This window comes from Bartonella sp. CR84HXZ, from assembly GCF_042194535.1.
GTDB lineage: Bacteria > Pseudomonadota > Alphaproteobacteria > Rhizobiales > Rhizobiaceae > Bartonella > Bartonella grahamii.
Map to the genome: position 1 here is coordinate 1 of NZ_JBHIMY010000014.1, position 15,080 is coordinate 15,080.

The window sequence follows — 15,080 nt, forward strand, 5'->3', positions numbered from 1 at the left end:
TCAAAGAAACATTAGAAACATTGTGCGAAGCGTGCTTTATAGAGAAATGTTAGAAAATCCTATTCCCTAACTTTTATTTACGCGTCCCTCACTGTAAAAAAGCTGTATAAATACAGTAAGTTATTAGACAAATAAGTAGTGTTGCAATGCTGAAACAGAGTAAAGAAACTTCATTTGTTCTTTTTGATTGATACAAATTTTGTCTATAAATTTGATAAGATGAATAGTGCATCATTTGGAGAAAGTTTTTGATAAGTAAATCGCTATAAGAAAATTGTGTTTTTGAGTGATGAAATTTTCGAATATTGTAAGTTTTCTTTCTACAGCTCTTTATCCATATTGATTGTATTGTTATTTTGGGATACGATGTATTGTTTAATAATCTGAGTTGATGAAGCTGCTCCTTTGAATTATCTATAGAGGTCATATATTGGGGAGGTTTGTCTGTTGAGGGAGATGGGTTAGATAGAGTCTGAAGGATATTTACTAAAATAGTGAGGGCAATTTTAATTTTTTTATGGGAGATAATTGAGGCATTTTATAGTAATGCTTAGGAAAAGCATCTTCTCAAAGAATTCCTGTGGTCAAGGAAGTTTGTTTTGTTATCAATGTGGTTTGATATGCTTATAGTATAGATTTATGCTTTGTATCTTTTCTTATACAATGAAGGCTTATTAGCAAAGTTCTCCTTTCAATGAGCAATCATTTTTCTACTTACTTAGTTTATCCAAAAGATTATCTTTCATAAAAGAAGAAATAAGTTTTTAGTATCTTAATGCTTCATTGAAGTGAACTCATCATATTGAAAAAATATCTAGACAAAAAATTGGAGATAAAACGTCAGGTGCGTTTTATTGCTCTAAGGAGGGCTTGAACACTTTTGTTTTGTCTAGTGAACAAAAACAGATATTTATTATGGGAACATTCAAAAGGGGGGATAAGTTGAAATTAGGAGTGACTGATGGGATCATTATTGATTGACGTTAATAACGTCTCAAAAATATATCGCAACATTGACAGAGGAATTGGTTTTAAAAACAAGGTGGTTTCTCTCTTCAAGCCGGTTTATACAAATCATCATGTGTTAAAAGATATGAGTTTTACCCTCTTTTCAGGGCAATCATTAGCAATTCTTGGCCCTAACGGAGCGGGTAAATCGACACTGGATTAAAATACTTTCTGGTATACAATATGCTGATGAGGGATGTATTAAAGTCCTTGGTGTTGATCCTTATAAAGCAAAAAAAGATCTGTTCAAGTCTTTGGGTGTGGTCTTTGGTCACAAGAATTGTTTGTGGTGGGATTTACCCTTACGCTACAGTCTGGATATGGTTCGACCATTATATGGTCTTGAACGCGCCTCTTTTACCCGTGATCTTAGAGAGATTACAGAGTTGCTGGGTCTTGAGCATATTATGGATAAGCCAGTGCGGATGCTTAGTCTGGGTGAGAGAGTGAAAAGTGAATTGGCATTTAATCTCTCCTTTAGACCTAAACTGTTGTTTCTCGATGAGCCAAGTATTGGTCTTGATATTACATCTAAGCATGAAATCAGGGAGCTTCTTAAAAAACTGAAAAGGGAGCGCGGCACAGGGTATATCATCACGAGTCATGATATGGGAGATATTGATGGATACGTTGATGATATTATTCTCTTGCATAAGGGAAAGAAACAGTTTCATGGCAATCTTCAAGCGCTTAAAAATGTCATTCCTTCTTTGGTGAGAATGACGCTTTTTTGTGAACACGTAGCTACATCTTCAACTGTTGTAGAAAAAATTGATGAGATTGCGTTGAAATCATCTACTTCTTTAAAGGATAAGCACTTTAACGCTGAAGAATGCTCGCTGGAGGTTTCGCTGCCCCGTGAGGATTTTGCGCGTTTTGTACGCGAAATTACAACCGAACTGAACTGTACGTTCTCTGTATCCACTCCCTCGCTTGAAGAGATGCTCCGTGTTAAATTTAAAGAATTTATCTAACCACTGCTTTGGTATGTTTCTTTTTGCCAAGAATGGATTACTCACTGTTCTAAGTGATAGAGTAATGTTTTTTACCGATATTATCATTGGGACACTTTCGCCATTTGTTATTCAACTTCTATTATGGAATGCACTTTTCTCTGATATGGGCAACACCATAAATGGCTTTAGCTTTCATGATATGATGTATTATTATGCTTTTGCTTTAGTCCTAGGACGCTTAAATAATGGTTATAATGTGATTAAGTTTTTCTCTCATCATGTTAAAGAAGGTCAATTAGAAGTATATCTTACAAAGCCCTTCAGTTATATGACACAAATGCTTTTTACTTTTTTAGGGGAGAGTGTATTATATAGCATCCCGTTATTGGCTCTTTTTGTTGTTAAGCTTGTTTCATCCTATGAAAATATTCTGGGATTGGTCATCGCTTTTCTATTCTTTTTTCTCATTGTTATTCTATCACAATTGCTTTGTTTTTTAATCTCTTTTGGAATTGCCTTATTAAGCTTTTTGGTGATTGAGTACAATATATTACTCTCTTTCAGTATTCTCAGTTCAGCGCTTCTTGGGGGTGTTCTTTTACCACCATCTTTTTGGCCGGTGTGGCTTATTCCGCTTATGCAATTTAATCCTTATCGTTTCATGATATCAGCTCCTGCCGAGTTTTTCGCGACGCAAAATTTAGCGTTGTTTCAGCAGTTTATTTTCGGAAGTTTTACTTATATTTTGTGTCTTTTATTCTTAATTTATATTGCTTGGAATAAAGGAATGAAAGCATATAATGGAGCGGGTGGTTGAGATGAAAATAATCCTTCATTTTATCAGCCTGAATATCCGCCGACAGATTGTTTATGGTAAGAATTTGGCTGGGGAGTTTATTCTTTCTCTATGCTATTATTTTATTCAATTCATATTTATTGATAGAATATCTTCTTTTTCAGGAAAGATCGGTAACTATAGCACAGATGAAATTCATTTTATCTTTGTTGTCTTTGTTTTACTTGGAATATTTTTGAATATTTTTACTAATTCTATTGAAACATTTTTTGAAAAAGTAGCGGATGGTAAAATTGAGCCATACTTGATAAAGCCTGTTTCAATCTGGTTGTTGATGTTGTTTGGTTGGTGTAAACCACTTAATCTGATCAAGCTCTTTGTTCTTTATGTTAGTGCCTATTTATTTGTATCATTACCGAATATATCCGATCTTAAGCTCAGATGGATCTCTTTTATTGTTGCAATATTTTGTGTTTTTATCGTCAATATTTGTTTTTTCATGATGTTTAATTTTATAACATTTATTATTAGCCGTAAGATGCCTGTCGAATATTTTCATGAAATGATTTACGAGCTGTCATTTGTACCAATAGGCATTTATCCTTTAAGCATCGTAAAATGGTTTTTGTTTATGCTTCCTATGGCTTTTTCTGCTTCTTTGCCCGTTTCACTGTTATTTGGTAAAGGCGAATGGAATATTGGATATCTTCTGTTGAGTACTTTTCTTTTTATTGCTATGACTTTCATAAGTTTAAAAAAAACAATTCGTAAATTTAATGGATTAGGGGGATGATATAAAAGTCAGAAAGTTATAATCGTGGAAGACAATGAACTTTATTAAAGAACTTTATTAAAATTATTCCGCGTTCTTGTAGAAACGAGAGGCTGTGAAATCGTCAAAATGTGTAATGTCCTTATGGCATTAGATTTGGCGCGTTCACTAAAAGTTATCTCTTATTGTATCTGATTTAGCTTTTTCAATCAAAGAGCTAAGCTGGAGTTTACGCTAATTTTTTTACTAGGACAGCTATTTCTTCCTAATTTATAATAATGCAAATAATTTTATCAGAATCTTTCAATAAAGTATTTTTTTGTTTTCTGTAAATTTTAAAAATATTTATCTTACTATATTATATAAAAAATAAAAAACAGTACGTGTAACTAAAAAACAACACGTTGGTATTTTTTGTACGGTAATACCATAATAATATTTATGATAATAAAACTAAAATTATAATAAAAACAATAAAATAATTCTAATTTAATACATTTTAGCATTAAATTGTATAATATAAAAACACAAATAAAATAATTGACAAACTTAAGATAAATATGTAACGGGTATATTGTAAATGTAATATAATATAAAAATAGCAATTAAAATAAAATTATTAATTAAAGTTTTGTATTATATTTTTTATTATAAGAAGATAAATATACGTTATCGATAGATGATGTAATGTTTTCTATTTAGAGGGGGTGGTAAAGAAAATTTATTTTATTAAACATTGTAATAGGTGGTTATGATGAAAATATTTAAGCATTGTATAGTATGTGTGGTTGCAGTCGCTATTTTCTTTTCACAGGTTTTAGGAGCCAATGCCGATTCTTTAAATGGTAGATTTCAAAATGCTGGTTTCATTTCTGTAATGACACAGGAAAATAGAGTTATTAAAGCTGTTGATATGATTATTAGCCAATTTGGAGGACAAGGGGCTGAGAAAAATGTCCAAAAAGTCGCAGGTTTAATGGGGATGGAGGCAGCGATTTTTGGTTTAATCGCATATCTTGTATATTTCTTTACTAGAAAGCCACCGAGTCCCGGAAGAACGACAGGTGGAAGAACATTCGATGCTTTTGCTTATAGTGCATGGGCTTTGAATTAAAAGATATTTTACTTGATGAACTTTGAATTATTCTGTTGTTGAATATTTTATATAAATAAACCGTGATATTTAATCACGGTTTATTTATATTTTACTCTTAATGATATTGATAAGTTTATCCTTAAGATATTGTTTGGGGGATGGCAGTATATGGCACATTAAATTTAACTAATCAGCTATTTTAAAGACTACTTAAATTTTTTCCTCTTTAAAATACGCATTTGAGCTAAGTTTGTGGCTGATATTTTTTTATGATGAAAACGCGAATGCATTAATTGAGATATCCATAAACTTTGCATATTAACTCAAAAAATATACGGTAATACAATCTTACAACTATTTGTGGTTTACAATTTTTTTTATCATTTTATCTTAAGCAAAGAGAATGTAGATTCATTCCTATTTTGTTTAAGAAGGGTGGAAGTTATACTAATGTCAAAAAAAGTCATGATCGTGGAAGATAATGAGCTTAATATGAAGCTATTCCGTGATCTCGTAGAAGCGAGTGGCTATGAAACCATTGAAACGCGGAATGGTCTTATGGCATTAGATTTGGCGCGTTCATCAATGCCATCCCTTATCCTTGTGGATATCCAGTTGCCAGAGGTCTCTGGAATAGATGTTATTAAACAATTAAAAGAAGATGAAGAACTAAGATCGATTCCCGTTGTTGCTGTAACAGCCTTTGCTATGAAAGGGGATGAAGAACGAATTCGTGCAAGTGGATGTGAAGAATATATGTCAAAACCTATTTCTGTTCCGCATTTTATCACAATGGTAAAGCATTTCTTGGATTGAAGCTTGTTAAGTAATGATAGAAAAAGACATTGGAAAGCTTATGAGATAACTAAAGTTATATTACAGATATTTTGTATTCTAGCACGTGGATATGTCTATTAAAAAAATACAAGTTTTTAAAAATTGAAACTGAGCTTTTGAATTTTTTGATCTATTTTTTAGCTCTTGTCTAAGGAGAATCGGTTGTTTTGCATTCTTGTTTTCTTCTAACCGGTGTAAATTTTTCTCTACTAAAAATCTGTTTTAGCAGTTAAAAAAGCCCCGTTTTTGTCCGAGGCTTTATGCATTGTACAAAAAATGAAATTAACGCTTTGAGAATTGGAAAGAACGACGTGCTTTTGCTTTACCGTATTTTTTACGTTCAACAACACGGCTATCACGGGTGAGAAAACCACCTTTTTTCAAGATTGAGCGAAGTTCTGGTTCGTAATAGGTTAAAGCTTTGGAAATGCCATGGCGCACTGCACCAGCTTGTCCGGAAAGACCACCACCTGCAACGGTTGCAATAATATCAAACTGGGTATCCCTGTTTGTTGCAACAATTGGTTGACGAAGAATCATTCTAAGAACAGGACGAGCAAAATATTTGTCAAATTCCTTATTGTTGATCGTGATTTTTCCAGAACCTGGTTTAATCCATACGCGTGCAACAGCGTCTTTACGCTTTCCTGTTGCATAAGCACGTCCTTGTGAATCAAGCTTTTGCACGTGGACAGGAACAACATTTTCATGTGTTTCTGTAATACTTGTTACTATGCTAAGCTCAGAAAGAGAATTAATTTCAGCCATAATCAAGCAATCCTTTTGTTTTTGCGGTTTAAAGCACCAACGTCAAGAGATTCAGGCTGTTGTGCTTCATGTGGATGTTGGCTTCCAGCGTAAACACGTAGATTCTTCAATTGACGGCGACCAAGGGGACCACGAGGAATCATGCGCTCTACCGCTTTTTCAATAACGCGTTCGGGAAAACGCCCCTCAAGAAGTTGACGTGCTGTACGTTGTTTGATTCCACCAATATAGCCGGTATGCCAATAATATTTTTTATCCGTATATTTTTTGCCAGTGAGAGCTATTTTATTTGCATTAATGACAATAACGTTGTCACCATCATCAACATGTGGAGTAAATGTAGCTTTATGTTTGCCACGTAAGCGGTTAGCAACAAATGTGGCAAGACGACCTAAAACAAGGTTTTCTGCGTCAATAATAACCCATTTTTTCACCACTTCAGTTGGCTTTTGTGAAAAAGTTGCCATAGAAGTATCCTTTATTAGAACCCTTTTAATATAAGGGAATTTTTACTGTTTTGCGTTGAAAATTGTTACCATAGCGAAATATTTAACGCATACACCTTGCTCTGATATAATGTCTTTTGATTGACGTCAAGAGAAAATAAAAACTTTATAAAACAATATGTTATGAGAATGGTATTATAATACCTCATTAAAAGAAGTTTGTGTACCATTTAAACTTAAAATGAATGTTGCAAAAGACTATTTTATCTTTACCGCATGATTGTATTTTATCTTTCTTCATTATAAAATAAGCAATAATGCAGTGGTCTCGTTATTTTCTCAATGTTGAATCTTCTGCTTGTGGTCAAGCTTGGTTAGATGCCCTTGATGTTCAAGGGATAAATAATGCGCGCGCTATTTCTCAAAAATTTGGTTTTCCAGATCAGTTAGCTCGCGTACTTTCAGCAAGAGATGTGGATGAAGCTGAGGCTGTTGCTTTTATTAATCCAACATTACGTACGCTTATGCCTGATCCAGAAAGTTTTAGGGATATGCAATGCGCTGCAGAGCGTATTGTTAAGGCTCTTCTCAATCAAGAACAGGTTGCTGTTTTTGGTGATTATGATGTTGATGGTGCTTGTTCTTCAGCACTCATAGCGCGTTTTTTTCGTTATTTTGGTATTGAAGTCAAAATTTATATTCCTGATCGTATTGTTGAAGGCTATGGTCCGAATGAACAAGCAATGAGGATGCTTGTGCAAGAAGGTGCTCGGTTAATTATCACTGTTGATTGTGGCGCAAACAGTCCAGATGCGGTAAAAGCAGCGAGGCTTGCTGGTGCTGATGTTGTAATTTTAGATCATCATCAAATGTCAGAGATTCATCAAGAAGCCGTTGCTCTTGTCAATCCTAATCGTCCTGATGATTTTTCTAAACAGGGGCATTTATGTGCAGCGGGCGTTGTTTTTGTTACGTTAGCTTGGGTTCATCATTTGCTGCGGAAAAAACAATTCCAAGGGCAGCTGCCTGATCTTTTAAGTATGCTTGATCTTGTTGCATTGGCAACCATATGTGATGTCGTTCCATTACAGGGGGTTAACCGTGCTTTTGTGATAAAAGGGCTTCAAGTTGCTCGTTCTATGCATAATCCAGGAATAACAGCTTTAACAAAGGTTGCACGAATAGGGGAGCCGCTTAATAGTTTTCATTTAGGTTTTTTGTTAGGTCCTAGAATTAATGCAGGAGGGCGCATTGGTGATCAAGCTTTGGGAGCACGTTTGCTTAGCTGTGAGAATAAAGATGAAGCGGACAGAATAGCAGAACAATTAGATCAGCTTAATCAAGAACGCCAAGAAATGGAGAACATTCAATTAGCACAAGCGGAATCTTACATTGCTTCTCTTTATCAAGATCAAGAAATACCCTTGTCACTTGTAATTTCTCATAAAGAATGGCATCCGGGAATTATTGGTATTCTTGCTTCCCGTCTCAAAGAGCGTTTTTTTTGTCCTGTTTTTGCTATTGCTTTAAAAGAAGATGGAAATGGCGTAGGGTCGGGACGTTCAATTAATGGTATAGATTTAGGAGCACTCGTTCGTGAAGCTGTTACATTAAATTTATTAGAAAAAGGAGGGGGACATAGTATGGCAGCAGGAATTACAATTCAATCGACAAAAATTGAAATCTTTCGAAAATGGCTAGAAGAAAAAGTTTCTTTAAGGGTTTCTGAGTTGCATGCTAAAAAGTCTCTTAGTATAGATGGTTCTCTTTCTGCTTCTGGTGTTAATGAAGCGCTGTTTGAGTTGCTTGAAAAAGCAGGGCCATTTGGGACAGGGAATGCAACACCTGTTTTTGTTCTTCCCTCTCATCGATTGGTGAATCTATCTGAAGTTGGTAAAGGACATCTTCGCCTCATTGTATCTAATGTTGAAGGAAAAAAACTGCAAGGAATAGCTTTTCGTGCTGTAGGGACATCGCTTGGTGATTTTCTTTTTGAAAATATTGGTGAGATGATTCATTTAGCTGGTCATCTTAGTTTGAATTATTGGAATGGAACGACCAATCCGCAACTGCGTGTGATTGACGCAGCCGCAGTGGTTTGAAAGGGATATTTTTTACATTAGATGTCTAGATTAGAAGCAAAAGTAGAATTTTCTTGTATGAAACGAAATCGTGCTTCTGGTTTTGTTCCCATGAGACTTTCTACAGTCTTTTTCGTTTCTTGCATTTCCACGGCATCAATAGAAACACGAAGCAATGTACGTTTTTGAGGATGCATAGTCGTTTCTTTAAGTTGTTCCGCGCGCATTTCACCCAGCCCTTTAAAACGCCCGATTTCGACTTTAGCTTTTCCAGTAAATTCAGTTTTGAGTAATTCATCCTTGTGAATGTCGTCACGAGCATAAGCAACTTTTCCTCCTTGCGATATTCTATAAAGGGGAGGGACGGCGAGATATAAATGTCCCTGATGAATAAGGTCAGGCATTTCTTGAAAGAAGAAGGTAATGAGCAGTGACGCAATATGAGCACCATCAACATCAGCATCTGTCATGATGATAATACGTTCATATCTGAGATCTTTTTCACGATACTTGGAGCGTGTTCCACATCCAAGAGCAAGGATAAGATCGCTAATTGTTTGGCTTGAGTTCATTTTTTCATGTGCAGCACTGGCGACATTTAAGATTTTACCACGAAGAGGTAAAATTGCTTGGTTTGCTCTATTTCTTGCTTGTTTAGCAGATCCTCCTGCAGAATCCCCTTCAACAATGAATAGTTCAGCACCCACAGCATGGTTCTGGCTACAATCTGCAAGTTTACCGGGCAGACGTAATTTACGGACAGCAGTTTTTCGACTTATTTCTCTATCTTGGCGTCGTTTAACACGTTCTTCAGCACGTTCAATAACCCAATCGAGAAGTTTTGTTGCTTCTTGCGGGGAATTTGCTAACCAATGATCAAAAGGATCGCGGATTGCATTCTCAACGATACGCTGTGCTTCAATGGTTGCTAATCGATCTTTTGTTTGTCCAACAAATTCAGGGTTACTGATAAAGACTGAAAGTATTGCGGCTGTTGAAATCATAATATCGTCAGACGTAATAATTGTTGCGCGCTTGTTTCCTATTAACTCAGCGTAGGATTTCAATCCACGCAAAAGAGCTTGACGTAATCCTATTTCGTGTGTTCCGCCTTCTCCTGTAGGAATCGTATTGCAGTAAGATTGCACACAAGAATCACCACCATGCCAAGCAATAGCCCATTCAACGGAGCCATGGCCATTATTTTGTTGTGTTTTGCCAGAAAAAATTTCTGATGTTACTCGATATTCATCTTTTAGTGACGAGAGTAAATAGTCTTTAAGCCCATTGGGGAAATGAAAAACAGCTTTTTCAGGAATATTTTTTGCGCCTTCAAGTATGACGGGATCACAAGTCCAGCGAATTTTTACGCCACCAAAAAGATAAGCTTTGGAGCATGCCATCTTATAGATTTTTTCTGGCTCAAAAGCTGCTTTTTCACCAAAAATTTCACGATCAGGATGAAAACGAACGCGCGTACCACGACGATTATAAACATCTCCTAGATCTTCCAATCCAGATTGAGGAATACCGCGTGAGAAACGTTGGCGGTAAAGTTTTCGTTCTCGTGCAACTTCAACTTCCATATCATCAGAAAGAGCATTGACAACAGAAATTCCTACTCCATGAAGCCCACCCGCAGTTTGATAAGCCTTTCCATCAAATTTTCCCCCTGAGTGGAGTTGTGTCATAATAACTTCAAGAGTAGATTTCTCAGGCATTTGAGGATGATTTTCGACAGGAATACCACGTCCATTATCTGTAACGGTTATATAACCATTCCTATCTAATGAGACCTCAATAAAATCTGCATAACCCGCAACAGCTTCATCCATCGCGTTATCAATAATTTCGGCAAATAAATGATGAAGCGCTTTACTGTCTGTTCCACCAATATACATTCCAGGGCGTAAACGTACGGGCTCTAAACCCTCAAGCACTCGAATAGAGAGGGCATTATAGTCATCTTCTTGCGTATCTTTTGCACTTTTTTTTGAAATCATCGCTTTTGATTTCATTGGAGACTGCAGAGTGTTTTCTTTTGTATTTACCCGAGATTGGGCTTTATTTAAAACACTAAAAAGATCCTTTTTGTTATCGCTCATAGCGTTTAACTATCTACCTCATAAAATAAAATATTTATTAAAGTAATTTTATGCCTGTTTTTTATTTAAAAATCAATGCACTTAGGAAACATCAATTGTTGGACCAAAAATTTGTTCAAAGGCGTGTTTGAGAGCAATATCAATATCATGCATTGTTACAGGGTAACCTAGATCCAGAAAGCTTGTTACACCGTGGTTTTTAATTCCACAAGGAACAATTCCTGAATAATGGGCTAAATTAGGATTAACATTGATAGAAACTCCATGAAAACTTATCCATTTGCGCACTCGAATGCCAATAGCTGCAATTTTATCTTCGGAAGAAAGATCATTTTGTTTTGATGGGCAATTAGACTGTTTAACCCAGACACCAACGCGATCTTCTCTGCGTTCGCCTTTAATATTAAAGTTTGCAAGCATCTGTATGATCCATTCTTCTAATGCACTAATGAAAGCACGAATGTCTTGTTTTCGGCGTTTAAGATCAAGCATGATATAAGCAATACGCTGTCCTGGACCGTGATATGTAAATTCACCTCCACGTCCTGCTTCATAAACAGGGAATAAATTAGGCGCCAAAAGATCTTTTTTATTTGCACTCGTCCCTGCTGTATAAAGGGAAGGGTGTTCAAGAAGCCAAACTTGTTCATGCGCGGTTTTTGCAAGAATTTTTTCTACACGTTCTTGCATATAACGCAGAGCTTCAGGATACTCAACTAGATGATTACTTATCTTCCATTCAACGGGTGGATTTCCTAGAATTGCATTAAAATGATGTGATAAGTGATTACGATCCGTATGTTTTAATTCAAATGTCATTGGTAATATTTATCTTGATGTTTGAGTTTGTATTGTAATCAGAAAAATAAAAAAAGAACAGGATTAAGAGATAGTTTATAAGAAGTGCAATGAATTTTATTAAAAAAATCATTATGCTCGTTTTACCATCTTCCTGTTGCACCGCCACCACCTGATGATCCACCACCACCTCTGAATCCTCCTCCCCCTGAAGGTCCGCCAAAGATTCTACCAGAACCTCTACCGCTCGCATTTAAGTTTAAAAAACAAGGTGTGAAGACAATACCCAGCCAAAGATACTTTCGTGGACCTATTTTTTTACCAAAAATCATAGCAAGAATGGGCAAACCAACGACTATAAAGAGAATGAGAAACGTGATTGTATTTATAATCATTTCTTCTTTTTCAGCTTGTTTGCGTTGTTCTTCAATAGCTTTAGCTTTTTGATTGATTCGAAAAGAAAAATCAGCATCACTTTGTGTGATCACTTTGATAATTGCGTGAACGGATTCGACAATTCCTTTTTGATAATTTCCTTCACGAAAATTAGGAATCATGAAGTTATTAATAATGACAGAGGAAATGGCATCTGTTAGTTCTCCTTCCAGACCGTAGCCTACCTCAATACGTGCTTTGCGTTCATTTGGTGCAATGACGATTAATATGCCGTTATTGATTTGTTTTTGACCTAATCTCCATGTACGAAAAAGAGAATTGCTGTATGTTTCTATATCATTGCCCGAAAGAGTAGGGAGCGTCACAAGAACGATTTGATCTCCTGTTTTCTCTTCGAGTGTAGCTAGCTTTTCCGTTAAATTTCTTTGTGTTGCATGATCAAGTAAATGAGCCATATCGTTGATATGGCCGGTTAAGGGAGGAAACTTAGTGTGTGCGTAAGTGACATTCCCCAATGCAATGATCAAATATAGAATACTCAAAGGAACCCATAAACGTAGAAAAGTACGACGTTGTATAGAGTGTTGAAATATTTTCATTAATTAAAATTAACCTTTGGTGTTTGTTGGCTATCAGTATCGATGGTAAAAGTAGGCATAGGTTTAGCATCACGAAACCATAGCTTTGCCCAAATCATCGTCGGCATTGTTTTGAGTGCAGTATTGTAGGCACGTACTGTTTCAATATAATCGCGGCGTGCAACGGAAATTCGGTTTTCTGTTCCTTCTAATTGTGATTGAAGAGCAAGAAAGTTCTGGTTTGCTTTAAGATCCGGATAGTTTTCGACAACAGCCATAAGCCGCGAAAGTGCACTTGATAAATTTGCTTGATTTTTGAGATATTGCTGCATAACTTCTGGATTATTCAACATATCTGCATTAATGTTGACTTGCGTTGCTTTTGCACGTGCTTCAATTACATTTGTGAAAACGCTTTGTTCATGAGCTGCGTAAGCTTTAACTGTTTCTACAAGATTGGGGATGAGATCTGTACGACGTTGATATTGATTGAGCACTTCACTCCATGCTGCGTGTGCTTTTTCTTCATTTGTTGGTATCGTATTAAATCCGCACCCACTTAAAAATGGGACTAACCATGCCAAAAAAATCACGATTGAAAATTGTTTTAATATTTTAAACATTGAAGAAGTTTGTACGTTTAACATAAAGATGCCTCCACAGATATTTTATGTAATATATAGGGTTTATCTTTTTGGTGGAAAGTATTTTAAATTTTATAAACAGGTATATTTATCAATAAACCGACATCTCTATGCATTTTAGGCACGCTTAAGTGATTTGTTGATATTAAAATAATAATGGTAATATAGAGATCATCTTATAAAAGATCAATGATATTCATATCAATTATTATTACAGAAAATTATATATTTTTGTAGTATTTTTTGTGTTTCACAACGTGCAGATAACAATTGAAAAAGGGAAAAATTTAAGCATCAATCTTATGGAAAGATAGAAGGTAGGGCAGTTCTTATTTTCCCTCCTTTAGAAGTTATGCTTAATACATCGGATAAAAAAGGGTTTTTAATTATGTATGGTAGTAATTGTGAAAGAGGGGAAAATCCTGTGATAGAAAGTGTTCAACGGCAAAGTGAAAAGTTTGATGGATTGGCTAATGATTATGATCGTTATCGTCCTCGCTATCCTCTCACTTTATTTAAAACCATGCTCCATCCTTTTAAGAACAAAAAGCATTTGTCCATTGTGGATGTGGGGGCTGGGACAGGTATCGCATTAGAGGGAATTGTTAAATTTTTAGGAAATGAGCACCAATATCATGCTATCGATGTATCGGCAGATATGATTAAGAAGGGGCGAAGAAAATTTCCTACGGTGCAGTGGTATCAGGGCCGTGCCGAAGACCTATTGCCTCAAATTGGTGAGGTCGATTTTGTCATTGCAGCGCAAGCGTTTCAGTGGACGGATCGTCCTAAGTTGCTTTGTTCTGTTTCAGATCAACTTCGAGTCAATGGTGTCATGGCTGTTATTCAAAATAATCGTGATTTCAAGCATAGTGAATTTCTAGAGGCTTATGAGACATTGTTAGAGAAAATGAGTCCGAACTATTCTCGGTATTATCGTAATTTTGATTTTTTACAGGAAATGAGTGATGGCTTTGGGGTAGATCCAGAAAAGATTTTTTTCCATACGCACAATTGGATGATGATGATCCCATCTGAAGCTTTTATTGGAATGAGCCGCTCTTCAACGCAAGCGCAACGCGCTATTGCTTGCTATGGGGAAGAATATTTGCGGCAATTGGTTGCATTGATAAAGAAATATGAAGTGCAAGGTAATTTGGAGCTTTTGTATCGAAGTGAGCTCTATATGTATGCAGGATAATCCGATATCGATGATTACTTTTGCTCTTTTAGCACATCAGAGTAGGCGGTATTCAGGAGATTAACGCATTATTAAGGCAGATTTTGAGGAGGGAGAGTTTTTTCTTCTTCAGCATTCAAATTGACATCTTATTACATCTTACATCTTATTTTTATTTTAAATAACGGGTTAGCTCGAGCCTTGTGTGGTTTTATTGAAGATGTGCTTTTCAGGTTTCAATATGGCGCTTTAAATACAATTTTAGAAGTGGCAAAGAAGTGGTAAATAAGCTTAATTTCTTCTATGTTGTGATGTGTAAATAAGTTTTTTAATTTTCTATAGAGTTTAATTTTTGCAATCATGATAGATTGTGGCAGCTATCTATCTAAGATTTTTATAAGTTTAGTAGGAATAGCTTAATGATATATCCATATGATAAATTCATTGAGTCCTCCCTTTACGCTTCATACACAAGAATAAGCCTGCACCATCACACACTTTATCATCTCCCAATGTTGCGACAGCCTTTGAGACGGTTCATAAGAGGAGTTTTTAGTTCTTTTTTGTACAGTCTTATCCATACGCCAATCTCGCTTATGACGTGCAAGCGAATGGTTTT

The 15,080-nt window shown here is 35.7% G+C and carries 14 protein-coding genes; 8 read left to right on the top strand and 6 right to left on the bottom strand.

What is annotated here, in order from left to right:
* Positions 1-961 precede the first annotated feature (961 nt).
* The 6 genes from ACFIKD_RS06805 to ACFIKD_RS06830 all read left to right on the top strand — a co-directional run bounded on the left by ACFIKD_RS06805 (position 962) and on the right by ACFIKD_RS06830 (position 5,444).
* Complete coding sequence (locus tag ACFIKD_RS06805) at positions 962-1,171, top strand: ATP-binding cassette domain-containing protein (RefSeq protein ID WP_375635853.1); 210 nt, start codon at positions 962-964, stop codon at positions 1,169-1,171.
* Complete coding sequence (locus ACFIKD_RS06810) at positions 1,134-1,982, top strand: ATP-binding cassette domain-containing protein (protein WP_375635854.1); 849 nt, start codon at positions 1,134-1,136, stop codon at positions 1,980-1,982. The genes ACFIKD_RS06805 and ACFIKD_RS06810 overlap by 38 nt, the downstream gene beginning before the upstream one ends.
* A complete protein-coding gene (locus ACFIKD_RS06815; protein ID WP_375635855.1) occupies positions 1,957-2,781 on the top strand; it encodes an ABC-2 family transporter protein in 825 nt (274 codons plus the stop codon). Before ACFIKD_RS06810 ends, ACFIKD_RS06815 begins: the two co-directional genes overlap by 26 nt.
* Positions 2,765-3,553, top strand: coding sequence for an ABC-2 family transporter protein (locus tag ACFIKD_RS06820; RefSeq protein WP_375635856.1), 789 nt, complete (start codon positions 2,765-2,767; stop codon positions 3,551-3,553). The genes ACFIKD_RS06815 and ACFIKD_RS06820 overlap by 17 nt, the downstream gene beginning before the upstream one ends.
* Positions 3,554-4,286: 733 nt before the next feature.
* Complete coding sequence (locus tag ACFIKD_RS06825) at positions 4,287-4,646, top strand: hypothetical protein (RefSeq protein ID WP_375635927.1); 360 nt, start codon at positions 4,287-4,289, stop codon at positions 4,644-4,646.
* A 432-nt stretch (positions 4,647-5,078) separates the two neighbouring features.
* Entirely contained in the window at positions 5,079-5,444 is a 366-nt protein-coding gene (locus ACFIKD_RS06830; protein ID WP_015856546.1) for a response regulator, read from the top strand.
* A gap of 303 nt (positions 5,445-5,747) precedes the next feature.
* On the opposite strand, the gene rpsI is transcribed toward ACFIKD_RS06830, so the two are convergent.
* Together rpsI and rplM are read right to left on the bottom strand one after the other, a co-directional pair.
* The gene (gene rpsI / locus ACFIKD_RS06835; protein ID WP_015856545.1) at positions 5,748-6,233 is read right to left on the bottom strand and encodes a 30S ribosomal protein S9; all 486 of its coding nucleotides are present in this window, start codon (positions 6,231-6,233) and stop codon (positions 5,748-5,750) included.
* A gap of 2 nt (positions 6,234-6,235) precedes the next feature.
* On the bottom strand, positions 6,236-6,700 hold the full coding sequence (gene rplM, locus ACFIKD_RS06840) for a 50S ribosomal protein L13 (RefSeq protein ID WP_375635857.1): 465 nt from the start codon (positions 6,698-6,700) through the stop codon (positions 6,236-6,238).
* Positions 6,701-6,996: 296 nt separating this feature from the next.
* On the opposite strand from rplM, the gene recJ reads away from it, so the two are divergent.
* On the top strand, positions 6,997-8,781 hold the full coding sequence (recJ, locus tag ACFIKD_RS06845; protein ID WP_375629549.1) for a single-stranded-DNA-specific exonuclease RecJ: 1,785 nt from the start codon (positions 6,997-6,999) through the stop codon (positions 8,779-8,781).
* Positions 8,782-8,798: 17 nt separating this feature from the next.
* Here the strand turns inward: recJ and parE are convergent, their stop codons facing one another.
* From parE to ACFIKD_RS06865, 4 genes are all read right to left on the bottom strand, one after another.
* On the bottom strand, positions 8,799-10,865 hold the full coding sequence (gene parE, locus ACFIKD_RS06850; protein ID WP_015856542.1) for a DNA topoisomerase IV subunit B: 2,067 nt from the start codon (positions 10,863-10,865) through the stop codon (positions 8,799-8,801).
* Positions 10,866-10,946: 81 nt separating this feature from the next.
* Positions 10,947-11,684, bottom strand: coding sequence for a lipoyl(octanoyl) transferase LipB (lipB, locus tag ACFIKD_RS06855; RefSeq protein ID WP_375647571.1), 738 nt, complete (start codon positions 11,682-11,684; stop codon positions 10,947-10,949).
* Positions 11,685-11,806: 122 nt separating this feature from the next.
* Complete coding sequence (locus ACFIKD_RS06860) at positions 11,807-12,658, bottom strand: TPM domain-containing protein (RefSeq protein WP_375647573.1); 852 nt, start codon at positions 12,656-12,658, stop codon at positions 11,807-11,809.
* Positions 12,658-13,284, bottom strand: coding sequence for a LemA family protein (locus ACFIKD_RS06865; protein WP_015856539.1), 627 nt, complete (start codon positions 13,282-13,284; stop codon positions 12,658-12,660). Before ACFIKD_RS06865 ends, ACFIKD_RS06860 begins: the two co-directional genes overlap by 1 nt.
* A 385-nt stretch (positions 13,285-13,669) precedes the next feature.
* Between ACFIKD_RS06865 and ACFIKD_RS06870 the strand changes: the two genes are divergently transcribed.
* Positions 13,670-14,482, top strand: coding sequence for a class I SAM-dependent methyltransferase (locus tag ACFIKD_RS06870; RefSeq protein WP_375635862.1), 813 nt, complete (start codon positions 13,670-13,672; stop codon positions 14,480-14,482).
* The last annotated feature ends 598 nt before the right edge of the window (positions 14,483-15,080 follow it).

Bases quoted from the DNA above. Each gene is read 5' to 3' on its own strand.
- ACFIKD_RS06805 (WP_375635853.1), top strand. From the start codon at position 962: ATGGGATCATTATTGATTGACGTTAATAACGTCTCAAAAATATATCGC.
- ACFIKD_RS06820 (WP_375635856.1), top strand. From the start codon at position 2,765: ATGGAGCGGGTGGTTGAGATGAAAATAATCCTTCATTTTATCAGCCTG.
- ACFIKD_RS06825 (WP_375635927.1), top strand. From the start codon at position 4,287: ATGAAAATATTTAAGCATTGTATAGTATGTGTGGTTGCAGTCGCTATT.
- ACFIKD_RS06830 (WP_015856546.1), top strand. From the start codon at position 5,079: ATGTCAAAAAAAGTCATGATCGTGGAAGATAATGAGCTTAATATGAAG.
- rpsI (WP_015856545.1), bottom strand. From the start codon at position 6,233: ATGGCTGAAATTAATTCTCTTTCTGAGCTTAGCATAGTAACAAGTATT.
- rplM (WP_375635857.1), bottom strand. From the start codon at position 6,700: ATGGCAACTTTTTCACAAAAGCCAACTGAAGTGGTGAAAAAATGGGTT.
- recJ (WP_375629549.1), top strand. From the start codon at position 6,997: ATGCAGTGGTCTCGTTATTTTCTCAATGTTGAATCTTCTGCTTGTGGT.
- parE (WP_015856542.1), bottom strand. From the start codon at position 10,865: ATGAGCGATAACAAAAAGGATCTTTTTAGTGTTTTAAATAAAGCCCAA.
- lipB (WP_375647571.1), bottom strand. From the start codon at position 11,684: ATGACATTTGAATTAAAACATACGGATCGTAATCACTTATCACATCAT.
- ACFIKD_RS06860 (WP_375647573.1), bottom strand. From the start codon at position 12,658: ATGAAAATATTTCAACACTCTATACAACGTCGTACTTTTCTACGTTTA.
- ACFIKD_RS06865 (WP_015856539.1), bottom strand. From the start codon at position 13,284: ATGTTAAACGTACAAACTTCTTCAATGTTTAAAATATTAAAACAATTT.
- ACFIKD_RS06870 (WP_375635862.1), top strand. From the start codon at position 13,670: ATGTATGGTAGTAATTGTGAAAGAGGGGAAAATCCTGTGATAGAAAGT.